Below are 25,382 nucleotides of genomic sequence, written 5' to 3'. Positions count from 1 at the left end.
GGCCGGCGACGGGGTGGGGTGGGGGCGCCGCGTCAGCACGGCGGGTCCGCGGGGGCGTGGGCCGAGGCCCGGGTGAGCGTGCGGGTCGCGAGGAGCAGCAGGGGCAGGGCCGCCGCCGCGCAGACGACGGACGGCACGCTGCCCGGTCCCCAGGCGGTGAAGACCGTCTCCACGGGGGTGGCGAGGAAGGCGCAGCCGGGCAGCCGGCCGCCGAACAGCGCGGCCAGGGCGCCTGCCTGGGCCGTCGCGGCGCAGGTGAGGGCGAGCGTGGGGGCGCGGGTGGCGCCGTGGACGACGAGGAGGCGGGCGAGGAAGAGGAGGGAGCCGAGGGTGAGGGCCTGCGCGAGGTGCGCGGGTTCACCGAGGACGGCGCCGGAGACGGTCACCAGGGCGGCGAGGGCGCCCAGGTACAGGGCGAGGGAGGCGAACAGCAGGGGGCGTACGGAGGTGGTGAACTCGGCGAGGCCGCGGCTCGTGGTGAGGCGGCGCCGGGCGCGGGCGGAGAGGAGGTGGGCGCACCAGGCGGCCGGTGCGCAGGACAGGGCGAGCGCCAGGACGGGGGCGGCGGCGAGGGGCCAGGGACCGTCGGTGGTGCCGTCGGGGAGGGTGTCGGGGCCGCCGGAGACGACCGTGTCGAGGAGTCCGTCGCCGAGGAGGGCGTAGGCGAGGAGCCACAACGTCCAGGCATGGACGCCGGGTTGGCGCGGGAGTGCCGTGGCGCGGGGGTCCGGGGCGAGGGGGCCGTGCGCGAGGGCCGCGCGCAGGCCGAGGGTGACGGCGAGGACGCCGCCGGCGGCGATGGCGAGGCGGGCGTGGCCGTCGGTGAGGCGCAGGCCGGTGACGGTCGCCGCACAGAGCAGGCCGGGGAGGAGGGAGCGCAGGGCCCAGCCGGTGCGGGCCGGGGTGGGCGGCGGGGGCTTCGGGGGCGGGGGCGTCCAGGTCTCCCGTGGGGCGCGGGCGTACATCTCCTCGGCGAGGGAGAAGACGTCCCGGTGCCGGAAGCGGGTGGCGGTGCGGTCGGTGACGCCGTGCGCCTCCAGGCCGGCCGCGATCTCCAGGGGGTCGACGGCGCGTTCGCACAGGCGGCGGTGGCGGTGCATCAGCGCCTTGACGGGGTCGGCGGCGCGGCGGGGCGCGGGACGGCGCCGGACGGGCGGGGCGTCGGGACGTCCCCGGCGCGCACCGACCCCCGTCTCCCGCCCGAGCCGCACCCCGACACCGGGGACGCCGGCACCGGGTGCGCCGGCACCGGGCACGCCGACGGGACCGGGACCGGGATCAGGAGCCGCACCGGAACCAGGACCGGCGCCGGCAGCCGCACCAAGGTAGGCACCGGGATCATGGTCACGGCCATGGTCATGGTCATGGTCATGGTCATGATCGAGAGCGTCGGCGCCCCCAAGCGCCTGAGCGTCCCCAGGCAGCACATCAGCCCCGCGGACCCCACGCACAGGCACCCCGACGCCCCCAGGCGCCTCAGCGCCCCACGCCGCACCCCCCGTCCCCTCAGCAGGACCGTTCACTCCAGCCGCGGTGGCCCGCTCACCGGACGACGAAATCCGAGGCTCGTCGGCCGGAGAGGCCCACGGCTCCCCCGCCGGGGCAACCGCCCACTCCCCGGCAGACGCAACCGCGCGCTCCGCCGCCGATGCAACCGTCCGCTCCCCAGCCGGAGCAGCCGTCCACTCCCCCGCCGAAGCAACCATCCGCTCCCCAGCCGGGTCGACAGCCCGCTCAGCGTCCAGCCACCCCCGTGACCGCTCGTCCCAGGCCCCGGGGCTGGCCGGTGTTCCGGGTCGGTCCAGATCACTGGGGCCGTCCGGCTCCGCGCCGTCGAGGCGGCTGCCGCCGAAGCCGTTCATCACGCCCCCTCCGCGGCCGGAAAGCCGCCGGCCGTACGTGTCGTGCCCGTCGCCCAGCTGGGCCCGCCGCGCGGCACCGCGCGAGGTGCCGGCCCCGCCCAGCGGCCGGGGATGTGGGACTCGGCGGGAGCCGCGAACGGCACGGGCTCACCGGCGCCGTCGAGGACGAGCCGCCGCACCGGCGTGTGCGAGACGATCTCCAGATAGAGGTCGTGGAACGCGGTGGTGTTCTGCTCGACGGTGAACAGTTCGAGCGCTCGGGCGCGCGCGGCGGCGCCGAGTCGCGCACGGCGCGCGGGGTCGCGCAGCAGCGCCACGCACGCCTCCGCGAGCGCCCTGGGGTTGCGCGGCGGTACGACGAGACCGGTCCCGCCGATGACCTCGACGACCGCGCCGACGTCCGTGGAGACGGTCGCCCGCGCGCAGAACATGGCCTCCACGAGACCGGCGGGGAAGCCCTCGACCACGCTGGAGAGGACGGTGACCGCGCCCGAGCCGTAGGCGTCGGCGAGCGTCGGGAGCTCCGGGCCGCCGACCTCCTCGAAGGAGACGGGGTTGTCGCCGACGGTGTGCGGCCCCTCGGCCTCGTCGGGAAAGAGCTGCGCGGCGAGTGCCCGGCAGTGGCCGAGGTAGGCGGCGCCCTCCGCGCCGGCCGGCGTGCCGACGATCCGCAGCCGGGTGCCGGGCTCCGCCGCGCGCACCTCGGCGAAGGCGTGCAGCAGACAGACGAGGTCCTTGGCGGGCTCGACGCGGCCGACCCAGACGACGGTGCCGGGGTCGGCGCACTCCGGGGCCTCGCCGATCTCGGTGAAGGGCGCGGCGTCCATGCCGGGGTGGACGGTGCGCAGCTTGGCACGGTCGGCGCCGCAGCGTTCCTGCCAGCGGCGGGCGTGCGCGTTGCCGGGCGTGACGGCGGCGGCCCTGCCGTAGGTCTCGGCGGCGAGGCGGCCGTGGAAGGCGGCGAGCAGCGCCCGTACGGCGGGCGGGGCGTCGGGGGCGGCGAGGTAGTGGGCGCGCAGCCTGACCCCGTACTCGGTGACCAGCAGGGGCACGCCGAAGAAGTGCCGGGCGAGGAGTCCCGGCAGGGCGGCGGCGCCGCCGGAGGCCGCGTGGCACAGGTCTACGGCGCCGAGGGCGTCGTCCTCGTACCAGTCGAGGGAGAGGGGGCGCAGGGCGCGTTCGAGGTGGGCGGCGACGGCGAGGAGGTCGGGGACGCGGGCCTCGCGGGCCGCGCGCCGGGCGCCGGGCGCACGACAGGCGCGTTCCAGGGCGCGTACGGCGGTCTCGGAGCGGAGGGCGGTCGGCAGGCCGCCTTCGACGCGGGCGAGTTCGGCGAGCGCGTACAGAGCGTTGCCGAAACGGTCCGCCTCAAGGGCGGAGCCCTCCGTCGAAGTGGTGGCCGGGTCGCCGACACCGCCCGCGCACAGGGTGGCGGCCAGGTCGCCGTAGCAGTCGGCGAACCGGCGGCGCGCGCGGCGGCCGTAGGGGGTGCGGCCGTCGGTGGCGGCCTCGGTGGTCCACAGCGGGGCGGTGCGCACGCGGTCGACCTGGGGCGGCAGCGGGAGCCAGCCCTCGTCCTCCTGGCGTTCGGTGCGGCTGAGCGCGTAGATCTCGAACTCGTGCTGCCCGAGCCCGCGCACGAGCCGGTCGCACCAGAGCCTTGTCTCACCGCTCAGATACGGATAGCCACCCTCCGTAAGCAGTCCTATGCGCACGTGTGCACCCCCGATCTCCCGTATGGGGAGCCGCCGTTGGTCCAGCGGCTCGCAGCGGGACGAACGTATGCGGACAAGGTGGTGGCGCGACGGACGGTTGTCCGTCGCGCCACCAAAAGGGGTGAACGGTCGTAACTTTCCCGTGCGGGTCGCGTTCGATGGCGCTAGGAGATCAACCGATCACGCCACGTCAGGCCAGGGCCCAGGCTTGTCGGCGTCCAGGACCACGCCCCGAACACCGCCCGGACGGTGTCCCGAACACCGCCCGAACACCGCCCGGACGGCGCCCGCAGGCTCCGAACGGCCCCGGAGGTACTCGACGGCCGCCACCGGACCGGCCCCAGCCGGGGGGCTCCCGACGGGCACCGGGGATCAGCACTCGGCACTCGGCAGTCCACACTCCGCACCCCGCAGCCCGGCGTATCGATCCTCCGCCGGACCGCGGACGGTCACTCCGCACCCCGACGGACCAACAGATCGGCCAATCGGCGGGGCGACAGGGCTATAGAGGGCTACAAGGCGACGGCCCAGTCGAGCAGCGGACAGCCGACCAGCGGACCAGCGGACGCCGCCCCCCTCCCCCCCACCGGACCGACGGACCAGCGGACCCCGCCCCCCACCGGACCGACGTACCGCCGCTCGCGGCACTCGTCGGCCCGGCAGGGCGCCCCCCGGTCAGACCTTCGCCAGCTCCCGGCGGGCCGCCCTGCGGGTGGCCGCGATCCGCGGGTCCAGGGCCGGTACGGCGGCCAGGAGGCTGCGCGTGTACGGGTCGCGCGGCGCGTCGTACACCTGGTCGGCGGGGCCCGACTCGACGATCCGGCCGCGCCGCATCACGGCGACCCGGTCGCTGACCTGGCGGACCACCGCGAGGTCGTGGGCGACGAAGACGAGCGCGAGCCCGAGTTCGCGCTGGAGTTCGCCGAGCAGGGCCACCACCTGGGCCTGGGTGGTCACGTCGAGCGCGGAGACGGGCTCGTCGCAGACGATGACGCGCGGGTCGGCCGCGAGCGCCCGCGCGATGCCCACGCGCTGGCGCTGTCCGCCGCTGAACTCGTGCGGATAGCGGTCGTGGTGCGCCCTTTCGAGCCCCACGCGCTCCAGCAGTTCACCCACGCGCTCCCGGATCCGCCCCTCGTCGCGCTCGCCCCGCGCGCGCAGCGGGTCGGCGATGGACTCGCCCACGCTGCGGCGGGGGTTGAGCGAGGAGACGGGGTCCTGGAACACCATCTGCACGTCGGGGCGCACGCCCGTGCGGGCCCGCCCGTCGTGCCGCACCTCCCCCGCGGTCGGATCGAGGAGCCCGACCAGCATCCGGCCGAGCGTGGTCTTGCCGCTGCCGCTCTCGCCGACGATCCCGAGGGTCTCGCCCCTGCGGACGGTGAGCGACACGTCGTCGACGGCCGCGAACGCGCCCTTGCCGCGCCCGAACTCGCGGCGCAGCCCGGTGGCCTCGAGGACGACGTCGCCGGCCTCCCCCGAGGGCGCGCGGGCGGCCTCCACGCGCGGGACGGCGGCCAGCAGGGTGCGGGTGTACGGCTCGGCGGGCGCCCCCAGGACATCGGCCACCTGACCGTGTTCGACGACCCGGCCGTGCCGCATGACGAGCACCTCGTCGACGCTCTCGGCGGCCACGCCCACGTCGTGCGTGACGAGCAGCAGCCCGGTCCCGGTCTCCTCGCGCAGGGCGTGCAGCAGGTCGAGGATCTGGGCCTGGACGGTGACGTCGAGCGCGGTGGTCGGCTCGTCGGCGATCAGCAGGTCGGGCTCGCAGGCGAGCGCCATGGCGATCAGCGCGCGCTGGCGCATGCCGCCGCTGAACTCGTGCGGGCGTGCGCGGGAGCGGCGTGGCGCGTCCGGGATGCCGACCCGGTCGAGCACCTCGACGGCACGCGCGCGTGCCGCCCGCCGGGAGACCCGGGTGTGGGTCCGGTACACCTCGGCTATCTGGTCGCCGATCGCGTAGTAGGGATCGAGGGAGGAGAGCGGGTCCTGGAAGACCATGGCGGCCTTCCCGCCGCGCAGCCGCCGCAGTTCCTCCTCGCCTGCCTCCTGGACGTCGACGCCCGCGACCTCGATCGCGCCGCCCACCCGCGCGCCGGTGCCCCGGTGCAGGCCGAGCAGCGCGGAGGCGACGGTGGACTTGCCCGAGCCCGACTCGCCGACCAGGGCGAGCGCCGCGCCGGGCCGCAGGGTGAAGGAGAGCCCGTCGACGGCCCGCAGGTCGCCGAAGTCGACGGTCAGATCCGTGACGCGGACGAGACTCATGCCAGTACCACCCGTCGGTCGGCCACCGCGTACAGCACGTCCGCGACGGCGTTGGCGAGGACCACGAAGAAGCCGATGACCAGGACCATGCCGACGACCACCGGCAGGTCGACGACGTTGACGGCGTGGACCAGTTCCTGTCCGATGCCGGGCAGTCCGAAGAGGGTCTCGGTGAGGACCGCGCCGCCGACCGCGGAGCCGACGTTGTTCGCGTTGAGGGCGATGACCGGCGCGAACGCCCCGCGCAGGGCGTGCCGTCCGATGACGGAGCGCTCGCCGACGCCGTACGCGCGGAAGGTGCGGATGTGGTCCTCGGCCAGTGTCTCCAGCATCGACGCGCGGGTCAGCCGGGCGAACGTGGCGGCCTCGATGAGGGCGAGCGACAGCCAGGGCAGCAGCAGGTTCCACGCCCACTGCTCGGGGTCGTCGGTGAGGTTCACGTACTGCGGGAACGGCAGCAGCCGCAGCTCCCCGCAGACGACGATCATGAGGACCAGGCCGATGACGAAGACGGGCGTGGCCGTTCCCGCGAGGGTGACGGCGGTCAGCACCCGCTCCGAGAGGCGGCCGCGGCGCCAGGCGGAGAGCACTCCGGTGCCGACGCCGAGCAGCAGCCAGAGCACCATCGCGCCGAGCACCAGGGAGAGGCTGACCGGCAGCTTCGTCAGGATCAGCGCGGTGACCTGCTGGTCGGTCTGGTACGACAGGCCGAGGCAGGGGGCCGAGCAGTGCTCGACGGAGGTGCCGGTCGAGTAGTCGTGGCCGACGAACAGGCCCTGGAGGAAGTCCGCGTAGCGCGCGTACAGCGGATCGTCGAGGCGGAGCTGTTCGGCGACCTGGTGCACCTGGGCCGGGGAGCAGCGCGGGCCGCAGGTGATCTGGGCGACGTTGCCCGGGGTGACGTAGAAGACGACGTAGACGATCACCGAGATGGCGAGCAGGGTGATGACGGTGCCGACGGCGCGGCGCAGCAGAAAGCCGCCGAAGCCGTTCATGACGCGGTACCTCCGGTGGTCGTGTCCGCGGCGGACGTGCCGCCGTCCTGGCCGACGGAGGTGCCGCCGGCCCGTTCGCCGGTCGCCGTCGCCTTCTTCTCGCGCCTGCGGCCCGTGCCCACCCGCAGCCGGGAGGCCGCGCGGGGGTCGAGGGCGGTGCGGACGCCGTCGCCGAGGACGGTCAGGGCGAGCACGGTGACGAACAGGGCGCCGGCCGGCAGGAGCAGGTACTGCGGGGCCGCCTGGTACCAGACGTCGGCGGCGGTGAGCATCTGTCCCCAGGACGGGGTCGGCGGCTTGACGCCGACGCCGAGGAAGGAGAGGGCCGCCTCGACGGTGATGTTCATCGGGACCAGGAGCGCCGCGTAGGTGATGACGGGCGCGGCGAGTCCCGGCAGCAGTTCGCGGCGGGCGATGCGCAGGGTGCCCCAGCCGCTGAGCCGGGCGGCGGACACGTAGTCGAGGCCCTTCAGGGTGAGCGTCTGGGCGCGCACGATCTTGGCGATGTTGCCCCAGGCGATCAGGCCGATGACCAGGGCGACCAGGACCGGCCGCGGGAAGCTCGACGGGACGATCGCGAGCAGCGCCAACGACATGATCATCAACGGCATCGCCACGATGATGTCGGTGAGCCGGCTCAACAGTTGATCAACCCATCGAGAGCCGAGCGCGGACGCCACTCCGATGGTGACGCCGATCGCGACCTGGACGGCGGTCGCCGCGAACGCGACCCCGAGGGAGACCCGCGCCCCGTGGACCAGCCGCGCGAACAGGTCGCGGCCGGTCTGCGGTTCGACGCCGAGCCAGTGGTCGGCGGAGACGCCTCCGAGCGAACCGGTCGGCACGCCCCCGCGCGCGGAGTCGATCAGCGCGGGGTGGTAGCTGGTCGGGTCCTGGCCCTCCAGGGCGGTGAGCAGCGGCGCGGCGAGCGCGACCAGGAGCAGCAGGGCGACGACGGCGGCCGCGACGAGGGCGGCGCGCTGCGTCCGCAGCCGCCGCCAGAACTGACGGGCCCCCGAGGCCGCCGGGACGGGCTCCACGCCCGTGCCGGCGGCCTCGGCGGCGACAAGTGCCTCGCTCACGGCGCTACTTCACCGCGACCTGGGAGATGTCGAGGACGCCGGTCCAGTCGCTGATCACGATGTTCTTGACGTCCTTGCCGTACAGCCGCTTGTAGACGGGGTGGAACAGCGGGACGGTCAGCGCCTGTTCGGCGATCTTCTTGTCCAGTGCACCCCACCTCTTGGCGGCCTCGTCAAGGTCGGTCAACTTGTTGATCGAGTCAATCTCGTCATTGACGGACTCATCGTTGAGGAGGCCCGTGTTGAAGTTCGCGCCGTCCTTGACGATCTGCCGGCCGTCGAAGATCGGGGCGAGGAACGGGCCGCCGGAGGGCCAGTCGGCACCCCAGTGGGCGAGGAAGAAGCCGGGCTCGGTCTTCACGTTGCGGATCTTGTCGCCGTAGTCGTTCTCCTCAAGGCCCTGGAGCTTGACGGTGATGCCCGCCTTCTTCAACGCGTCCTGGAGGGCGGTCGCGATCTCGGGGCTGGTCTCGAAGTCCTTGCTGTTGGAGTGGGTCAGGGTGACGGTGATCCCGTCGGGGTGACCGGCCTCCTTCAGCAGCTCCTTCGCCTTGGCCGCGTTGCCCGAGGCACCCGCCGGGAAGAGGTCGTAGGGCGTGTACCCGAAGGACTTCTGGTCGGGCAGGAAGGTGGTCGCGGCCTCGGCGAGCGCGGACCCGCCGGCCGCGTTGACCACCGAGGAGCGGTCGACGGCGTACGAGATCGCCTGGCGCACCTTGGGGTCGTCGAACGGCTTCACCTTCGGGTTGAAGGCGATGTAGTTGGTGTAGCCGAAGTGCCCGGTGCCGACCCGCGCGGCCAGCGCCTTGTCGCCCGTGACCTTGGCGAGTTCGGCCGGGCCGAGGTTGGTGTCGGTGGTGACGGCGGCCGCGTCGGCGCCCTGGGACGCGGACAGCCGCTGGTTGATCACGGAGGAGTCGAGCCCCGAGGTGACGTCGATGCGGTCCGGGTAGGCCTTGCGCTGGTCGTCGGTGGCGGCGGACCAGTGCGGGTTCCGTTCGAGGACGAGGTGCTCACCGTCGTTCTCGTTCTTGACGACCTTGTAGGGGCCGGAGGAGACCGGGTGCTCCTCGTACTTGGTTCCGGTGTCCTTGGCCTTCGGGACGGGCGTGAACTGCGTCTGGGTGGCCAGGTAGGGGAACTCGCCCTCGGGCTTGTTCAGGTGGAAGACGATGGTCAGGTCGTCGGGCGTCTCGATCGCCGAGAGCCCCTTCTTGTCCTTGTAGGGGCCCTGGTAGTCGGCGGCGCCGACCAGCCAGTCCCGCAGGTAGGGGGCGCCGCCGGACAGCTCGGGCGCGAAGGACCGCTCGATGCCGTACTTGATGTCGGCGGAGGTGATGGGCGTGCCGTCCTCGTACGTGAGGCCCTTCTTCAAGGTGTACGTCCACACCGTCGCGTCCTTGTTGGCGCGTCCGGTGTCGGTGGCGAGGTCGGGCACGACCTTGGCGCCCGCGGCGCCGTTCTCGCGGTTGCGGGTGGTGAGGGTGCGGAAGACCAGGGAGGGGACGTTTCCGCCGCCGGAGGTGTAGAGGCGGGCGGGGTCGAAATCCTGCTGCGCGTTGGCGTTCAGGACCGACAGCGTGCCGCCCTTGTGGGGCGTGGAGCCGCCGGTGGATGCCTTGGCGTCCTTGCCCTCGGAGTCCTCGGGCCCGCAGGCGGCGACGCCCGCTGCCATGACCAGGCTGACGGTCGCCACGGCCACGCGGCGCGCTCTGGGGGACGGTTGACGCATCGGAAGGACGACCTCTCGTGGGGGTTCGGACCGAATGGACCGAATGCTGAGACAGTTGGACGAGGAGTGAGACGAAAGTGAACAGACGTCTGCCCGTGCGTCAGGTCGTCGAAGGCCACGACAGGGTCATGGCAGGGAGAGAGAGGTTCGCGACGCGGACGCCAGGGGCGCGCGTCAGCTACAGAGAATGTCCGCCACGCAGAGTGGGGTCACGCCGATCAGCGCCAGCTCGAAAGCTGCGCGGACGGAGGCGGGACGGGGCGACATGCCCAGAAATATGAAGGAACTTTCTGCGCATGTCAATGTGACCCCGGTGGCCTCCGTCAACTCCTGGGATAGGGCCACGGGTTGGGCAGGCAGTGGATTCCGTCGTGGTCGAGGAACTTGGTCTGCTGCTGCATGACCGGTGCCAGATCGCCGTCGTTCTCGCAGCTCACATGGGTGTGGCCGAGCCGGTGACCGACCTCGTGGTTGATCAGCATCTGCCGGTAGGCGTGAATTTGATCACCGTAGGTCGTCGAGCCCTGGGCCCACCGGTAGGCGTTGATCATCACGCGCTCGGTGAGGGCCGAGTCACACGAGACGTTGTCCAGGGTGATGTCGAGGCCCGACTTCTCGCACCACGCGTCGGTGGTGCCGGGGCTGGCGAGGGTGACGACGAAGTCCGGGTCGTCGGAGGCGACGCGCTCGAAGGTGCGGTCGCCGTCGTGCGCCCAGCTCCGGTCGTCGTTGAGGGTCTTCTGCACCGCCTCGGCGAACAGCTCACCGTCGAGACCGAGCCCGCGCTCGACGTCCACCCGGTACGTGAACTTCTCGCCCTTGCCCGGCGCCTCGGCGCCCCCGGGCATCACGGTGAACTCCCCCGGCCCTTCGAGGGTGGCGCTCAGCGGATACTTCTCGGCCATCTTCTGCGCGTACGTCAGCGCCACCGCACGCGGCGCCACGGACGGCGTCGGCCGCCCGTCCCCGCGCTGCGCGCCCTGCCCCTTGCCCGCGGCCGAGCGGACCCCGCCGTTCTCCTGCCCGTCGGCGACCTGCCCCGCGACGACGACGGCGAGCACGGTGGTGACGGCCGCGGCGGCGATGCCGGTGAAGGCGCGCCCCTTGCCGCCCCCGGCGGACGTGAGCGGGAGGCCGGCCGGTGGCTTGCCGTCGCCCTTCCCGGCGGCGGGACCGGCACCGAAGCGGTCGCCGCGGGTGGTGGCGGTCCTGGGCGCCGAAGACTCGCCGCCGACGGCGGTGTCGGTGGTGCCGGGGGTGTCGGCGTCGGCTTCGAAGGCGTCGACGTACTCCTGCCGCGGTCCGTGCGCGGAGACGTGCCGCTGCCCCGGTATGGCGGGCCCCGCCGTGCCCGCACGACCGGCGTTCTCGCCCCAGCCGCCGCCCGGTTCACGCTGCTCGGGGTGGCCGCCGCGGACCCGCGGGGTGCCGTGCGGAGGCGTACCGCCGGGGCGTCCGGCGCGGCCGGGCGCGCCGTCCTGCGTCTGCGACACGCCGCGCGCGGGGGAGCCGCCCTCCGTGAAACGCGGGACGCCGCGCGCCGGTGTGCCGTCGGCGAGGAGTGGCGCGCCGCGCGCCGACCCGCCGTCGGCCGCTCGGGGCGCACCGCCCACCGCAGCACCGCCCACCGGAGCACCGTCCACTCCGCGCGGAACTCCGCGGGCGGGGACACCGCCGTCCGTGGACCTGGGCACCCCGCGCGCGGGGGTGCCGTCCTGGAAGCGCGGTACTCCGCGCGCGGGCGTGCCGTCCTGGAGGTGCGGCGCGCCGTGCGCCGGGGTGGCGTCGGGGGGCGGGGCGGTGTCCGTGCGCCCGGGGCCGCCGCGGTGGGCGGACGGGCCGTCCGACGGCCTTTGGCCGCCGGGATGTGACGCGGCCTCAGCCGTTCGGGTCACCGGTCGGGTGGGCAGCGGGTCGACCGCCCGGCGTGGCGTCCCGTCAGGGCGCCCGCCCGGCACCGGACGTGGCGGTCCGTCGGAACCCGTGGCCCCGCTGTCTAGGCCCGCCGCGGCACCCGCGGTCTCCTCCTTGGCGACGGCCTTCTCGGCGCCGCGTCGGCTGTGGCGTCCCACTCAGCCCCTCAGCTCCCCGCACTCTCGACGGCGTTCCCGTCTCCGCCGTCAGTCTCGGACACAAGGGCGGCGGTGCGCGAATCGGCGAACGCGCCTGCCTCACCCGCCGTGTCCGAAAGCAGCCCCTTGAAGGCGCGGGCCACTTCCTGCGGGTACTCCATCATCGCCACGTGCCCCGCGTCCGGAAGGGTGAGCAGCCGGGAGTCGCGGAAGGCGCGGGCCGCCTTGCGGGCCATGCGGAAGGCGACGAGCTGGTCGCGGCCCCCGTAGACGAGCAGGGTCGGCGCGAGGACGCGTTCGGCCTGGCGCCAGAGGCCGTGCTGCCCGCCCAGCGTGTACGCGTTGACGATGCCGCGCGTGGAGCGCGTCATCGCGTCCCAGAAATACGGGAGTTGGAGCCGTCGTTCCATCTCCCGCACCGCGTCGCGGAACCCGTCGGGCGAGACCCGGCCCGGGTCGCCGTAGCAGAGCGCCGTGACCCCGCGCACCCGCTGCTCGGCCGACCACTCCCGGGTGAACCGGGTGAAGAGGCGGGCCACTCCCGGCACCGCGACCAGGGCCGTGGGCACCGCGGAGCGCTGGACGCGCAGTTCGGGCAGCGCGGGCGACACCAGCGTGAGGGTGCGCACGAGGTCGGGGCGCAGCGCGGCGACCCGGGTGGCGACCGCGCCGCCGAGCGAGTTGCCGAAGAGATGGACGGGACCGCGTCCGGACGCGTCCAGATGGCGCACGACCGCGCGCGCGTGGCCGCCGACGGTGTAGTCGCCGTCGTCGGGCGGCGGGGAGTCGCCGAACCCCGGCAGGTCGAGGGCCTCGCCGTCGACGACGTCCTCCAGCTCCCGCATCAGCGCCGACCAGTTCTGCGAGGAGCCGCCGAGGCCGTGCACGAACAGGGCGGGCGGCAGCCCCGCGCGCGTGGCGGGTCTCGTCCGGACCGTCAGGGTGAATCCGGGCAGCTCGACCGACCGGAGACGCTCGCCCTCGGCGACCCGGACGGGCGTCACCCTGGGGAGCACGTTGGACACGGACGCCGACTCTGCCGGCAGCTCGGTCGAAGACATGCGGCAATGTTACGAGACGATCACGCACTGGCTCATGTGTTCGCCATCACAGATCGTGCGCTCATCGCATAGCGTCAGGACCCCGTGTCTCCTAGGCTCTGGAGGAGGGCACCCGCTTACCGCCCCCGCTCTCCCGGGGACACCCAGAGGAAGGGAGCCCATCATGGCCGTCGACCCGAGCGATCCCACCACCTTCGAGGACACCGACACCCCGGATCCGTCCGAGCGCGACGTCGAGGTCCCGGAGGACGACGCCGCCGAGCAGCGGACGGCCGTCGCACCGGAGCACGACGCCGCCGAGGGCGCTGAAGGCCCTGAGGGCGCGGACCGGGACCGGGCCGACGAGGGCGATCTCGCCGAACAGGCGCGGGTCGTCTCCCTCGACGAGGACGACTACCGCTGACGAGGGACAGCGCGGAGACCGCGCCACGCTCCACCGAGGCGTCCCGCACCGTCGAGGCGCCGCGCACCGTCGAGCCGGGAAGAGGCCCCATGCTGCCCGCTCCACCCCGATTCGAAACCTTCTACGCCGCTTTCGCCGCCGTCCGGTCCGTGAAATTGTGCGCGCGCACCGCGCACAGCACGGTTACCGAAAAGTACGATGGCCGGGCGGCGCACACCGCACGCGGACGACATTGGGAGGCGGCGTGACAGCCATCGAGCAGACAGAGGCGGCACGCCCGCGCGGCACACGCCTGCCGCGCCGTGCCCGGCGCAACCAGCTGCTGGGCGCCGCCCAGGAGGTCTTCGTGGCCCAGGGGTACCACGCGGCGGCGATGGACGACATCGCCGAGCGCGCCGGTGTCAGCAAGCCGGTCCTCTACCAGCACTTCCCGGGCAAGCTCGACCTGTACCTGGCCCTCCTCGACCAGCACTGCGAGTCGCTGATCCAGGCGGTGCGCGCGGCCCTGGCGTCGACGACCGACAACAAGCAGCGGGTGCGGGCCACGATGGACGCGTATTTCGCGTACGTCGAGGACGACGGCGGCGCCTTCCGACTGGTGTTCGAGTCGGATCTGACCAACGAGCCCGCGGTCCGCGAGCGCGTCGACAAGGTCACCACCGAGTGCGCCGAGGCGATCTGCGAGGTCATCGCGGAGGACACCGGCCTGTCCCGGGCCGAATCGATGCTGCTCGCCTCCGGACTCGGCGGCCTCGCCCAGGTGGTGGCCCGCTCCTGGCTGCACAGCGACCGCAGCGTCCCGCGCGACCAGGCGGTGCAGCTGCTCACCTCGCTGGCCTGGCGCGGCATCGCCGGCTTCCCGCTGCACGGCACCGACCAGCAGCACTGAAGGCCCGGCGACGGCTGTTCGCTCCTGGCGTGCACGCGGGGAGCGTGTACGTCCCCTCACCGGGCTAATGTGTGCGGGTACGGCGCGGCCTGGTCGCGCACTTCACTGACCGTCGGAGGGACTTAGCCGTGGAGGTCAAGATCGGCGTGCAGCACGCGCCCCGCGAGATCGTTCTGGAGAGCGGTCAGAGTGCCGAGGAGGTCGAGCGGATCGTGGCCGACGCACTCGCCGGGAAGTCACAGCTGCTGACCCTCGTGGACGAGCACGGCCGCAAGGTCCTCGTTCCTGCCGAGCGTCTCGCCTACGTCGAGCTGGGCGAGGCGGCCCCGCGCAAGGTGGGCTTCGGCGCGCTGTAGACACTCGCAACGCGAGAGGGCCCGGCGACGGACAGTCGCCGGGCCCTCTCGCGTCCGTGCCACCGGACCCCCCGCTCGGCCCTCCACGTCTGGCGCACACCGCGCACCCGGAGAAGGATTGCAATCCGCAGGTCACGGGTATGACCGGCTACGACCGTGACACGAACTGTGGCCGTGTGGGAGGGACCTCATGTTGCTGTTGGACGCACTCGGCTCCGCTGTGCTCGGCCTGGTGCTCGCGGGAGTGGCGGTCCGCCGTCTGGCGCACCGGCTGCCCGCCGTCTCCCTGGTGCTCGCCACCGGGATCGCCGGAGCCCTCTTCGGCGCGTTCGTCACCCACAGCGCGCTCGGCCCCGGCGGGGTCCTCGTCGATCTGATCGGCGCGGCCGTCGTCTCGGCGGCCTCGCTCTCCCTGCTGCTGCGCCCGGCCGGCCGGCTCGGGCACGGCTCGGCGCCCGCGCAGCCGATCGGTTAGGCCGCCAGCCCCAGCGCCGCCATCCGCTTGGTGTGCGCCTCGGTGATCCGGGAGAACATCCGGCCGACCTCGGCCAGGTCGAAGCCGTCCGCGACGCCTCCGACGAGCATCGTCGACAGCGCGTCCCGGTCGGCGACGACCCGCTGCGACTGCGACAGGGCCTCGCCCATCAGCCGCCGCGCCCACAGCGCGAGCCGGCCGCCCACCCGGGGTTCGGCGTCGATCGCGGCCCGCACCTTCCCGACGGCGAACTCCGCGTGCCCGGTGTCGTCCAGCACGGCCAGCACCAGCTCACGGGAGTCGGTGTCGAGGCGGGCGGCGACCTCGCGGTAGAAGTCGCTGGCGATCGAGTCGCCGACGTACGCCTTGACCAGGCCCTCGAGCCAGTCCGACGGCGCGGTCTGGCGGTGGAAGCCGTCGAGGGCGGCGACGAACGGCTCCATCGCGCCCGTCGGCTCCTCGCCGATCTCCGTCAGCCGGTCCCGCAACCTCTCGAAGTGGTGGAACTCCGCCGACGCCATCTTCGCCAGCTCCGCCTTGTCCGCCAGCGTCGGCGCCAGTTTGGCGTCCTCGGCGAGCCGCTCGAACGCGGCCAGCTCCCCGTACGCGAGCGCCCCCAGCAGATCGACGACCGCGGCACGGTACTGCGGGTCTGCGGCGGCGGTCGTCCAGTCCTGGGCGGCGACTCCGGTGTGGGCGACGGCTTCGCCGGAGGCGTTGTCAGGCGTGTCAGAGGTGGTCATGCAGCGCACAATAGCCCGCCTCCCGGGCCGCGGAAGGCCCTGGTCAGTCACTGTGACGACGATGACGTGACGGAATCGGCCAACGCATGTGCGCGAATCCGGGGTATGGTGGTAATGCGCCCTGCTGAGTACCTTCGGCTCGCGAAGTCGAAGCGTCTCGACGGGCCGCACGTTTGAGGATGCCCGGTCGGTGGCCCGATCGGCTCCGACCCGACAGCCCTCCGTGGCCGTACGGCACCTCGCGTACGACGACCGGAGGGACACCCTCAGCGGTACGAGCGCTAGAGCGTTGGTAGTGGTCCCGTGCTTTACGGCACGCCCGTAAGGCAGCCGACGTCCCCAGCACGGTCTGTAGACGACCCCCGCGCTCGCCTCGCGCCGCGTACACAGAAGAGGCAAAACCCTGACTACGACGTTCAGAGATCTCGGAATCCTTCCCGAGACCGCCGAGGCCCTCGAAGCCGTCGGCATCATCACCCCGTTCCCCATCCAGGAGATGACGCTCCCGGTCGCCCTCTCGGGCAGTGACGTCATCGGCCAGGCCAAGACCGGCACCGGCAAGACGCTGGGCTTCGGCCTCCCGCTCCTCGAGCGCGTGACCGTCCCCGCCGACGTGGAGGCCGGACGCGCCCGCCCCGAGGCGCTCACCGACGCCCCGCAGGCCCTCGTCGTCGTCCCGACGCGCGAGCTGTGCCAGCAGGTCACCAACGACCTCCAGACCGCGGGCAAGGTCCGCAACGTCCGGGTGACGGCCATCTACGGCGGCCGGGCCTACGAGCCCCAGGTCGAGACGCTCCGCAAGGGCGTCGACGTCGTGGTCGGCACCCCGGGCCGGCTGCTCGACCTCGCCGGGCAGAAGAAGCTCGACCTCAAGCACGTGAAGTCGCTCGTCCTCGACGAGGCCGACGAGATGCTCGACCTGGGCTTCCTGCCCGACGTCGAGAAGATCATCAACCTGCTGCCCGCGAAGCGGCAGACGATGCTGTTCTCGGCCACGATGCCGGGCGCGGTCATCGGTCTCGCCCGCCGCTACATGTCGCAGCCCACGCACATCAGCGCCACCACGCCCGACGACACCGGCGCGACCGTCGCGAACATCGCGCAGCACGTCTTCCGCGCGCACTCCATGGACAAGCCGGAGATGGTCTCCCGGATCCTCCAGGCCGACGGCCGCGGTCTCGCGATGATCTTCTGTCGCACCAAGCGGACCGCCGCCGACATCGCCGAGCAGCTCCAGCGGCGCGGTTTCGCGTCCGGCGCGGTCCACGGCGACCTCGGCCAGGGCGCCCGCGAGCAGGCGCTGCGCGCCTTCCGCAACGGCAAGGTGGACGTCCTCGTCTGCACCGACGTCGCCGCGCGCGGCATCGACGTCGAGGGCGTCACGCACGTCATCAACTACCAGTGCCCCGAGGAGGAGAAGACGTACCTGCACCGCATCGGCCGCACCGGCCGCGCGGGCAACTCGGGTACGGCGATCACCCTCGTCGACTGGGACGACATCCCGCGCTGGCAGCTCATCAACAAGGCGCTGGAGCTGACCTTCAACGACCCGCCGGAGACGTACTCCACGTCCCCGCACCTCTTCGAGGAACTCCGCATCCCCGCGGGCACCAAGGGTGTCCTGCCGCGTACCGAGCGCACCCGCGCCGGGCTCGCGGCCGAGGAGGTCGAGGATCTCGGCGAGACCGGTGGGCGCGGTCCGCGCGGCCGTTCCGGCCGGGGCGCCGAGTCCCGTCCCGCCGAGCAGGAGCGTCCGGCCCGCACCCCGCGCCGTCGCCGTCGCACCCGCGGCGGGGCCGAGGCGGACGGCGTCGCCGTCGACAGCACGCCGGCACCGGTGACCGAGGAGCAGCCCGGCGGCCGTACCCCGCGCCGCCGCCGCCGCACCCGTGGTGGCGGCGGGGAGCCGGTGGCCACCCCGGTGGCCGCCGCCGAGACCGTGGTCGCCGCGGTGGAGAGCCCCGCGCTCGACACCGCGGAGAGCGTCGAGACGCCGGGCAGGTCGCGCCGTCGCCGCACCCGCAGGTCGGCCGAGCCGGCCACGACGACGCTGCCGCAGCAGCCGGTCGTGACGGAGGCGCCGGTCGCCGCCGAAGCACCGGTCGCCGTGGCGGCCCCCGTCGCCGTCGAAGCGCCGGTCGCCGTCGAGGTGCCGGAGCCCGAGGTCGCGGTCGCGCCGCGTCGCCGCACCCGCAAGGCCGCGGTTCCCGCCGAGACGGCGGTCGACACGGCCGAGGCCGTCGAGGCGAAGCCCCGTCGGCGCACCCGCAAGGCCGCCGAGCCGGCCGAGGCCGTCGTCACGGCGGAGGCCGAGGTCGCGGAGGCCACGCCGCGCCGCACCCGCAAGGCCGCGGCCACGGTCGCGGAGACCGTCGTCGACATGGTGGAGGCCGCCGAGGCCAAGCCCAAGGCGCGTCGCACCCGCAAGACCGCGGCTGCCGCTCCGGAAGCCGTCGAGACGGCCGTCGAGGCGCCCGCCGCCGAAGCGAAGCCGCGCCGCACCCGCAAGGCCACCGCCGCCGAGACCGCCGTCGACACGGCCGAAGGCACGGAGACCAAGCCCCGGCGCACCCGCAAAACCGCCGCCACCGCCACCCCGGACACCACCGAGGTGACAGAGGCCAAGCCGCGCCGCACCCGCAAGACGGCCGCTGCCGCTCCGGAAGCCGTCGAGACGGCCGCCGAGGCGCCCGCCGCCGAAGCGAAGCCGCGCCGCACCCGCAAGGCCACCGCCGCCGAGACCGCCGTCGACACGGCCGAAGGCACGGAGACCAAGCCCCGGCGCACCCGCAAAACCGCCGCCACCGCCACCCCGGACACCACCGAGGTGACAGAGGCCAAGCCGCGCCGCACCCGCAAGACGGCCGCTGCCGCACCGGAAGCCGTCGCCGACACGGTGGAGGCCGCCGAGGCCAAGCCCAAGGCGCGGCGCACCCGGAAGACGGCCGCGACCGCCGAGATCCCGGCGCAGGCCGCCGAGGAGCCGACCGAGGCCAAGCCCCGGCGGACCCGCAAGGCCGCCGCCACCGCACCGGAGGCCGTCGCCGAGGAGAAGCCGAAGGTCCGCCGGCCGCGCAAGGCCGCCGTGCCCGTGGAGGCCGCGGAGAGCTGATCGCCCGCGCGTGAACGCCAAGGGCCCGGTCCACCCCGTGTGGGCCGGGCCCTTCGCGTTCGCCCGCCGTGGGCCGCCACCCCTCCCCGGGCGGCCGGCGCACCCGCCGGATAGCCTCACCCCATGAGCAGGCCGCCCAGCTTCGCCCCGCCCCCCGGTGCCCGCGCGCGCGTACTGCGCACCGCGCGCGGTGAGTTCGCCGCCATCGAGTCGCCCGTGGCCGCCGACGTGCGGGAGCGGGGAGTCGCGCTGCTGCTGCCCGGGTTCACCGGCAGCAAGGAGGACTTCAACCCGCTGCACGAGTCGCTCGCCGCGCGCGGCTACCGCACGGTCGCCGTCGACGGGCGCGGACAGTACGAGTCCGACGGCCCCGAGCACGACGAATCGGCTTACGCACAGGGCGAGTTGGCGCGGGACGTGCTCGCGCAGGCCGCCGCGCTCGGCGCCCCGGGCGTCCATCTCGTCGGGCACTCGCTCGGCGGCCAGATCGCGCGCGCGGCCGTGCTGCTTGACCCCGCGCCGTTCCGGTCGCTCACCCTCATGTCGTCAGGCCCCGCGGAGATCTCGGAGTCCCAGCGGCAGCGCGTGAAGCTGCTCAGGGACGCCCTCGCGGTGATGACCCTGGCCGAGGTGTGGGACGCCATCCGGAGCATGGAGGCGCCGGAGGAGACGGAGACCGGCGAGGACGCGGGCCTGGACTCGGGACTCGACGACCAGGAGGACCTGCGGCGGCGCTGGCTCGCCAACAAGCCCGCCCAACTCATCGCCACCGGACGGCAGTTGTGCGTCGAGCCGGACCGGGTCGCCGAACTCGCCGCGACAGGGCTGCCGTTGCACGTGCTGTCGGGGGCGCGGGACGACACCTGGCCGGTGCCGCTGCTCGACGACATGGCCCGCGGGCTCGGCGCGCACCGCACGGTCGTCGCGGGCGCGGAGCACTCCCCCAACACCGACCGCCCCGCCGAGACGGCCCGCGCGGTCGCCGACTTCTGGGACAGCGCGGCCCGTTGACCTCCCGGCGCGGGTGACACCAGTGCCGACGGTCCGCGGATCAGTACTGCGTCTGGAGGTGGTCCCAGAAGCCGTCCCGCAGGGCCCGTCTCAAGTCGGCCTGGCCGCGCAGCGAGTACTGGAGGAGGCCCTCCGCCTCGACCAGCAGGTCCTGGTCGACCGAGCCCGGCAGGTACGGGTGTCCCGGCAGCAGTTCCACCAAGGCCTCCCGGCCGCGCGCCGCGAGCCACTTCGCCGCGATCTGGGCGCCGACGAAGCGGACGTTCTCGCGGGTGGGGCGGGACGCCGTCGGCTCGTAGGCGGGGGCGGCGGCGCGGCGGGAGACGTACGGCTTGAAGAAGTCGAGATCCAGGGTGCGCTGGCTGTCGACCTCCCAGAGCAGCGGCTCCGCCTGGTTGCGGCCCTCGGGTGCCTCGATGCCCCAGAGGTGGACGCGGGCGCCGTACCCCTGCGCGGCCTCGACCGCCGACACCAGGTCCTCGTCGCCGCCGAGGAGGGTGGCGTCGCTGATCGCGCGGTGCCTGGCCAGTGACTCCAGATCGCTGCGGATCAGCGAATCGACGCCCTTCTGCTGGTTGTTGGCGTTGAGGTTGCCCAACCTGACCTTGACGTCGGGGAGTTCGGCGATCGACTGCTGTTCGGCGGTGTGGATGCGGCGCCGGGCGCCGTCGTACCAGTAGACCCGCAGCAGCCTGCTGTCCGCGAAGATCGTGCGGGCCTTGTCGATCAGCGCCTCGATCAGCCCCTCGGCGTCGAGGTCGAAGGCGCGGCGGTCCTCGGTGCCGGCGACGAGACGTCCCGCGGCGGCGTACAGGTATCCCGCGTCGACGAAGATCGCATGGGTCGAGGGCGTCTTCGCCACCTCGGCGAGCATGCGCTGGAGCAGCTCGTTCGTGCGGTCGATGCGGGCGTTCAGAGCCGCGAGTTCGTCGTCGTTCATCGCCCCCATTGTCCCGGCGGTCACGCTGCGAACACAACCGGTCCCGGTCAGTCTCACGCCAGTGTCTTACCGGTCAGTAATTAGTTGTTCGAAAATTTTCTTTAGCGTAGGGAATGTTTGTAACATGCAAGTCGTTGACTGCTACAGAGACAACGAGACGAAGGGAGAGGCCATGCGCTTCGAAATCATGCGACTCGACGAGGTCGACGGCACGCCCGTGGACAGCACCGTCGTGGACGCCGCCTCCGTCAACCGGATCGTGCAGCAGGCCGCCGCCGTAGGACAGCGCCTCTGGATCCGACCGGCACAGACCCCGGCCGCGTAACAGACCATGCCGAACCACCGCGGCCAGAACACCGACGACGCCCGAAGACGACCGACGACACCGTAACGACAGACGACGAAGACCAGAGCTTCGAGGCCCCGCACGGCAGGACCGTGCGGGGCCTCCGTGCGTCCGGCGCCCCGCGCGCGAGCCCCGTACGGGCACCCGCCCCGCGAGCGCTCCACCCCTGGCGCGCCCCTTGGGCCCCTCAGGCGTACCCCTTTAGCCCCATCAGGCGCGCCCCGCGGCCACCCCTCAGGCGCCCTTGATCACCTGCGTCACCCCGTTGATGATCTGCTGCACGGCGATGGCGGAGAGCATCATGCCCGCGAGCCGCGTCACCAGGACCACCCCGCCGTCCTTGATGACCCGGATGATCAGCAGCGAGTACCGCATCACCAGCCACAGCACGACATGGATCGCGAGGATCGCCGCCCACACCGACACCTGGGTGGCTACGCTGTGCGCCTTCTGCACGGCCAGGATGACGGAGACGATGGCTCCAGGCCCGGCCAGCAGCGGCATGCCCAGCGGGACCAGGGCGACGTTGACGTCCTTGGTCTGCTGGGGTTCGTCCGTCTTGCCGGTGAGCAGGTCGAGGGCGATGAGCAGGAGCAGCAGCCCGCCCGCGATCATCAGCGCGGGCACGGAGACATGCAGGTAGTCCAGGATCTGGTGGCCGAGCAGCCCGAAGACGGTGATCACACCGCCGGCCACGCAGACGGCCTGGAAGGCCATCCGCTTCTGCACCTTGCCGGGGCGTCCGGCGGTCAGGGCGAGGAAGATCGGCGTGATCCCGGGGGGATCCATGATCACGAAGAGGGTCAGGAAGAGCGAGCCGAAGACGGCGACGTCGAACATCGGTGAAGGGCCTTGCGGGAGAGAGGGTGGTTCGGGCGGGCGGCGGTGCGGGTCAGGCTCCGCCGGTCCCCGGCACCGGGAAGGCCCCGGTGGCCCGGCGGGTGATCTCGCCGTAGACCTCGGGGTCGGTGACGTTCTCGCCGAGCAGGCACGTCTTGCGGCTGCCGTGGTAGTCGCTCGACCCGGTGGCCAGCAGCCCCAGCTCCCTGGCGAGGCCGCGCAGTCGGGCGCGGGTGGCCGGGTCGTGGTCCATGTGGTCGACCTCGATGCCGTCGAGCCCCGCGGCGGCCAGTTCGGCGATCACCGGCTCGGGCACCGTGCGTCCGCGCTTGCTGGCGCCCGGGTGGGCGAAGACGGTGACCCCGCCCGCGGCCTTGACCAGGCGGATCGCCTCGAAGGGGTCGGTCTCGTGCTTCGCCATGTGGGCCCGGCCGCCGTCGGCGAGCCACTCCGCCGTGAACGCGGCGTCCACGGTCGGCACGACGCCCAGCTCGACGAGGGCGGTGGCGACGTGCGGGCGCCCGACGGAGCCCTCCCCCGCGATCCGCCGCACCTGCTCCCAGGTGACCGGCACGCCGAGGGCGTTCAGCTTGGCGACCATGCCCTGGGCGCGCGGCACCCGGTCGTCGCGCACCAGCTCGCGCTCGGCGAGCAGCGCGGGTTCGGCGGGGTCGAAGAGGTAGGCGAGCATGTGCAGCGAGATCCCGCCGACCCGGCAGGACAGTTCGGCGCCGGTGACGAGGGTGAGCCCCTCGGGCAGCGCGGCGACGGCCTCGGCGTGCCCCCTGGTGGTGTCGTGGTCGGTCAGCGCGACGACGTCGAGCCCCGCGGCGGCGGCGTTGCGCACCAGTGCGGCGGGGGTGTCGGTCCCGTCGGACGCCGTGGAGTGGGTGTGCAGGTCGATACGCACGACGAAACTCCAGGACGGACGGAACGAAAGGGGACGCCTCAGCATACCGACCGCCCCGGCACCCACGGACCGCCGCCGGCGCCCGGCACCTGGGCGTGCGGACCCGGGCGACACTCCCCGGCGATCCCTGCGCGCTGACCTGGGCGGCACCCCGCCCTCCCGGCGCCCCGGCGCGCGGACCCGGGCGGCATCCCGCGCTCCCGGCGCCCCGGCGACCCCAGCGCGCGGACCTGAGCGACACCCCGCCCTCCCGGCCCTCCGGCGCGGGGACCCGGGCGACACTCCCCGGCGACCCCGGCGCGCGGACCTGAGCAACTCTCCCCGACACTCCGCCGCGTCTCTCCGACGCTCCGCCGCGTCTCCCAGACGCTCCGCCGCCCGGTCGCCGAGCGGCACCCCGCCCCCCGGCGACCGGGCCCGGCAGCCGGAACCCCCGGCCGCGCCGGGCCGCTACGGCGTGAGCAGGCGCGGGGACAGGGCCCCGCAGGGCACCAGGTCGATCTCCGCGCCGGCGTCCCGCAGGTCGGTCAGGACGAGTTCGTCGTACATCAGCAGCCCGGACTGCTCGGGCCAGACGACGGCCCAGACCCAGAGCCCGAGCGCCTCGCCCGCGAAGACGGCGCGGTCCTCGGGCGCCCCGGTGACGTGCCAGAGCGGGGTGGGCCGGCCGGCCGCGAGCACCTTGGCCTGCGGGGGTTTCCCCACGTCCATGCCGGTGCCGGGGTCGGGTCCCTCGATGCCCGCGTACCGCGCGCCGAGTCCGACGCCCAGTTCCTCGGCGACGAGGATCAGCTCACCGGCGCCGCCGAGCGGCCCGGGGCCCGAGCAGGCCACCGCGGTGGCGCGGCCGCCGCTGCGGTCGTCGCCCGCGCAGCCCACGCCGGTGAACAGCCAGCCGACCGGCAGCGGCCAGGGCATCCACACGGGTACCTGCGTGCGACGCACCACGACTTCGAGGGCCTCGACGCTGGGCGGGATCACGGGCTGGAGCGGATGCACCGTCCCGTGCACGGCACACTGCCAGGAATCGGCGAAGAGTCCGGGAGCCCTGACCCGGCCACCGCACTTCGGGCAACTGGGTTCGCCCCTCATAGAGCCCCACGGTCCTACCCTCGAACCGCCACGTCAAGGACGATCACCCGTCCGGATCGCCGGGTCACCGACCGGAACCGACCCCTCAAGAACTAGATGTATCTTGCATTAGTTAGCCAACCTAATCTAGTCTGTGTAAATACCAACCATCTCTTCGTCGGGATCGGAGCCAGCAGTGACGACAGGAGACAGCACCATGCGGACGGGAGACGGCGCGCAGGACCCCTTCGACGCCGGGGCGGGCGGCATCCTGCGGCAGCCGAAGGCGGTGTGGGCGACGGCCGGCGCGTCCGTCGTCGCCTTCATGGGCATCGGGCTCGTCGACCCGATCCTGCCGTCCATCGCCAAGGGCCTGGACGCCACCGCGAGCCAGGTCTCCCTCCTGTTCACCTCCTACTTCCTGATCACCGCCATCGCGATGCTGGTCACCGGCTTCGTCTCCAGCCGCGTCGGCGGCCGCAAGACCCTGCTGCTCGGCCTCGCCCTGGTCGTGGTCTTCGCCGGTCTGGCCGGCACCTCGGGCTCGGTCGGCGAACTCGTCGGGTTCCGCGCGGGCTGGGGCCTGGGCAACGCCCTGTTCGTGTCGACCGCCCTCGCGGTGATCGTCGGCGCGGCGGCCGGCGGCAGCGCCGCGGCCATCCTGCTCTACGAGTCCGCGCTCGGCCTCGGCATGGCCTGCGGACCGCTGCTCGGCGCGCTGCTCGGCGACGCGAGCTGGCGCTACCCCTTCTTCGGCACCGCGTTCCTGATGGCCGTCGGCTTCCTGTGCATCACGGTGTTCCTCAAGGAGCAGCCGAGGCCCGCGCGGAAGACGGCCCTGCTCGACCCGATCAGGGCGCTCGGCCACGGCGGGCTCGCCTCCGCCGCCGCCTCGTCGTTCTTCTACAACTACACGTTCTTCACGGTGCTGGCCTTCACCCCGTTCGTCCTGAACATGACGCCGTACAAGTCGGGTGCGGTGTTCTTCGCGTGGGGTGTGCTGCTCGCCGTCTTCTCGGTGTTCGTGGCGCCCAGGCTCCAGGCGAGGTTCGGTTCGCTGAAGGTGCTCGGCGGCTCGCTGCTGCTGCTCGCGGCCGACGTCCTGGTGCTCGGCTACGGCGGTCACACCGCGGCGATCGTCTGCACGATCCTGTCCGGCGCGTTCATCGGCGTGAACAACACCGTGTACACCGAGCTGGCGCTCGGCGTCTCGGACGCGCCGCGCCCGGTGGCGAGCGCCGGCTACAACTTCGTGCGCTGGTTCGCCGCCGCCGCTGCCCCCTTCTTCGCGCCGAAGATCGAGGAGTGGAGCGACATCCACATGCCGTTCACGGTCGCCGCCGTCACCGCGGTGCTCGGCGCGGCCGTGGTCGTCGTGCGGCGGCGCTCGCTCACCCACCGGGCGCAGGAGCTGGAGACCCGGCACGCCACCGAGGACGGCGTCACGGTCTTCGCCAACTGAGCTGCGGCAGAGGCCCGTTGGTGAGGTTGCTCACGCC

At 73.4% G+C, this 25,382-nt stretch carries 22 protein-coding genes; 8 read left to right on the top strand and 14 right to left on the bottom strand.

The features are described 5' to 3' along the window. Nucleotides 1-32: 32 nt before the first annotated feature. From DDJ31_RS25285 to DDJ31_RS25250, 9 genes are all read right to left on the bottom strand, one after another. On the bottom strand, nucleotides 33-1,256 hold the full coding sequence (locus DDJ31_RS25285; RefSeq protein ID WP_431027308.1) for a hypothetical protein: 1,224 nt from the start codon (nucleotides 1,254-1,256) through the stop codon (nucleotides 33-35). A 605-nt stretch (nucleotides 1,257-1,861) separates the two neighbouring features. Next, nucleotides 1,862-3,577 (bottom strand): DUF3492 domain-containing protein, encoded by a 1,716-nt coding sequence (locus DDJ31_RS25280; RefSeq protein ID WP_127178085.1) that lies wholly within the window; start codon nucleotides 3,575-3,577, stop codon nucleotides 1,862-1,864. 675 nt (nucleotides 3,578-4,252) lie between these two features. Beyond that, complete coding sequence (locus DDJ31_RS25275; protein WP_127178086.1) at nucleotides 4,253-5,845, bottom strand: dipeptide ABC transporter ATP-binding protein; 1,593 nt, start codon at nucleotides 5,843-5,845, stop codon at nucleotides 4,253-4,255. Continuing rightward, complete coding sequence (locus DDJ31_RS25270; protein WP_127178087.1) at nucleotides 5,842-6,840, bottom strand: ABC transporter permease; 999 nt, start codon at nucleotides 6,838-6,840, stop codon at nucleotides 5,842-5,844. Before DDJ31_RS25270 ends, DDJ31_RS25275 begins: the two co-directional genes overlap by 4 nt. Continuing rightward, entirely contained in the window at nucleotides 6,837-7,922 is a 1,086-nt protein-coding gene (locus tag DDJ31_RS25265) for an ABC transporter permease (protein ID WP_240678081.1), read from the bottom strand. The genes DDJ31_RS25270 and DDJ31_RS25265 overlap by 4 nt, the downstream gene beginning before the upstream one ends. A 4-nt stretch (nucleotides 7,923-7,926) precedes the next feature. Beyond that, nucleotides 7,927-9,654: an ABC transporter substrate-binding protein gene (locus DDJ31_RS25260; RefSeq protein ID WP_127178088.1), complete on the bottom strand. Its 1,728-nt coding sequence runs from the start codon at nucleotides 9,652-9,654 to the stop codon at nucleotides 7,927-7,929. Between the two features lie 174 nt (nucleotides 9,655-9,828). Then, nucleotides 9,829-9,921 carry an Ms4533A family Cys-rich leader peptide gene (locus DDJ31_RS39910; protein WP_311637008.1) on the bottom strand — a complete coding sequence of 31 codons (93 nt, stop codon included), beginning with the start codon at nucleotides 9,919-9,921 and terminating at the stop codon, nucleotides 9,829-9,831. Nucleotides 9,922-9,977: 56 nt separating this feature from the next. Next, on the bottom strand, nucleotides 9,978-11,549 hold the full coding sequence (locus DDJ31_RS25255; RefSeq protein ID WP_240678082.1) for a DUF3152 domain-containing protein: 1,572 nt from the start codon (nucleotides 11,547-11,549) through the stop codon (nucleotides 9,978-9,980). 185 nt (nucleotides 11,550-11,734) lie between these two features. Beyond that, nucleotides 11,735-12,787, bottom strand: a complete 1,053-nt coding sequence (locus tag DDJ31_RS25250; protein ID WP_127178089.1) for an alpha/beta fold hydrolase — start codon at nucleotides 12,785-12,787, stop codon at nucleotides 11,735-11,737. Between the two features lie 163 nt (nucleotides 12,788-12,950). On the opposite strand from DDJ31_RS25250, the gene DDJ31_RS25245 reads away from it, so the two are divergent. From DDJ31_RS25245 to DDJ31_RS25230, 4 genes are all read left to right on the top strand, one after another. Continuing rightward, the gene (locus DDJ31_RS25245) at nucleotides 12,951-13,190 is read left to right on the top strand and encodes a hypothetical protein (RefSeq protein WP_127178090.1); all 240 of its coding nucleotides are present in this window, start codon (nucleotides 12,951-12,953) and stop codon (nucleotides 13,188-13,190) included. Between the two features lie 244 nt (nucleotides 13,191-13,434). Continuing rightward, nucleotides 13,435-14,079, top strand: coding sequence for a TetR/AcrR family transcriptional regulator (locus DDJ31_RS25240; protein WP_127178091.1), 645 nt, complete (start codon nucleotides 13,435-13,437; stop codon nucleotides 14,077-14,079). 128 nt (nucleotides 14,080-14,207) lie between these two features. After that, complete coding sequence (locus DDJ31_RS25235) at nucleotides 14,208-14,435, top strand: DUF3107 domain-containing protein (protein WP_127178092.1); 228 nt, start codon at nucleotides 14,208-14,210, stop codon at nucleotides 14,433-14,435. 190 nt (nucleotides 14,436-14,625) lie between these two features. Further along, nucleotides 14,626-14,910 (top strand): hypothetical protein, encoded by a 285-nt coding sequence (locus DDJ31_RS25230; protein ID WP_127178093.1) that lies wholly within the window; start codon nucleotides 14,626-14,628, stop codon nucleotides 14,908-14,910. Here the strand turns inward: DDJ31_RS25230 and DDJ31_RS25225 are convergent. Further along, nucleotides 14,907-15,653 carry a ferritin-like fold-containing protein gene (locus DDJ31_RS25225; RefSeq protein WP_240678083.1) on the bottom strand — a complete coding sequence of 249 codons (747 nt, stop codon included), beginning with the start codon at nucleotides 15,651-15,653 and terminating at the stop codon, nucleotides 14,907-14,909. The genes DDJ31_RS25230 and DDJ31_RS25225 overlap by 4 nt on opposite strands. A 496-nt stretch (nucleotides 15,654-16,149) precedes the next feature. On the opposite strand from DDJ31_RS25225, the gene DDJ31_RS25220 reads away from it, so the two are divergent. Then, a complete protein-coding gene (locus DDJ31_RS25220; RefSeq protein ID WP_127178095.1) occupies nucleotides 16,150-18,765 on the top strand; it encodes a DEAD/DEAH box helicase in 2,616 nt (871 codons plus the stop codon). A gap of 123 nt (nucleotides 18,766-18,888) precedes the next feature. Further along, nucleotides 18,889-19,776, top strand: coding sequence for an alpha/beta fold hydrolase (locus DDJ31_RS25215; RefSeq protein WP_127178096.1), 888 nt, complete (start codon nucleotides 18,889-18,891; stop codon nucleotides 19,774-19,776). A 40-nt stretch (nucleotides 19,777-19,816) separates the two neighbouring features. On the opposite strand, the gene DDJ31_RS25210 is transcribed toward DDJ31_RS25215, so the two are convergent. After that, complete coding sequence (locus tag DDJ31_RS25210; protein ID WP_127178097.1) at nucleotides 19,817-20,716, bottom strand: NYN domain-containing protein; 900 nt, start codon at nucleotides 20,714-20,716, stop codon at nucleotides 19,817-19,819. 172 nt (nucleotides 20,717-20,888) lie between these two features. On the opposite strand from DDJ31_RS25210, the gene DDJ31_RS25205 reads away from it, so the two are divergent. After that, nucleotides 20,889-21,041, top strand: coding sequence for a hypothetical protein (locus DDJ31_RS25205; RefSeq protein WP_093827387.1), 153 nt, complete (start codon nucleotides 20,889-20,891; stop codon nucleotides 21,039-21,041). Nucleotides 21,042-21,296: 255 nt separating this feature from the next. Here DDJ31_RS25205 and DDJ31_RS25200 read toward each other — a convergent pair whose 3' ends face one another. From DDJ31_RS25200 to DDJ31_RS25190, 3 genes are all read right to left on the bottom strand, one after another. Continuing rightward, the gene (locus DDJ31_RS25200; protein WP_127178098.1) at nucleotides 21,297-21,902 is read right to left on the bottom strand and encodes a MarC family protein; all 606 of its coding nucleotides are present in this window, start codon (nucleotides 21,900-21,902) and stop codon (nucleotides 21,297-21,299) included. A 52-nt stretch (nucleotides 21,903-21,954) separates the two neighbouring features. Continuing rightward, nucleotides 21,955-22,812: a PHP domain-containing protein gene (locus tag DDJ31_RS25195; RefSeq protein ID WP_127178099.1), complete on the bottom strand. Its 858-nt coding sequence runs from the start codon at nucleotides 22,810-22,812 to the stop codon at nucleotides 21,955-21,957. Nucleotides 22,813-23,262: 450 nt separating this feature from the next. Further along, complete coding sequence (locus DDJ31_RS25190; protein ID WP_127178100.1) at nucleotides 23,263-23,904, bottom strand: DUF6758 family protein; 642 nt, start codon at nucleotides 23,902-23,904, stop codon at nucleotides 23,263-23,265. A gap of 196 nt (nucleotides 23,905-24,100) precedes the next feature. On the opposite strand from DDJ31_RS25190, the gene DDJ31_RS25185 reads away from it, so the two are divergent. Continuing rightward, on the top strand, nucleotides 24,101-25,345 hold the full coding sequence (locus DDJ31_RS25185) for an MFS transporter (RefSeq protein WP_127178101.1): 1,245 nt from the start codon (nucleotides 24,101-24,103) through the stop codon (nucleotides 25,343-25,345). Nucleotides 25,346-25,382 lie beyond the last annotated feature (37 nt).

It is taken from the genome of Streptomyces griseoviridis, assembly GCF_005222485.1.
Lineage (GTDB): Bacteria > Actinomycetota > Actinomycetes > Streptomycetales > Streptomycetaceae > Streptomyces > Streptomyces hintoniae.
Note: the sequence above shows the minus strand (reverse complement) of the source record. Positions and strands in the feature narration are given on the sequence as shown.